General features: G+C 62.9%; 1 protein-coding gene. It reads left to right on the top strand.

All coding sequences use genetic code 11. From position 1 onward, the window contains the following. The coding region (locus ACLJNW_RS26290; protein WP_410961520.1) for a hypothetical protein at positions 1-259 on the top strand (259 nt) is incomplete at both ends.

Here is a 259-nt window from a genome sequence, read left to right as displayed (position 1 = left end):
CTACCGCTCGTTGCGTCCTTTGGCCGAGTGTTTCGAGGACAGCCTCCTGAGCCTCGACATCGATGAAGTCATGGCCTGGAAACCGGACGTGATAGCGGTGGCCGACGGCTGGTCGGTGGAGTTCTGGCGCGACTACTGCGATGCGCACAACGTATTGCTGGTCGGCATGCGCCATGGCTCGGTCACCCGCTACGGATTCGCCGAGGGCACCTACCGCTACGCCGACTATCTGTGCGGCAGCGCATGGGACATCGACGAC

Source organism: Salmonella sp. SAL4457 (assembly GCF_046548235.1).
Classification (GTDB): Bacteria; Pseudomonadota; Gammaproteobacteria; order Enterobacterales; family Enterobacteriaceae; genus Salmonella; species Salmonella enterica.
This window is presented reverse-complemented; position numbering and strand designations above follow the sequence as displayed.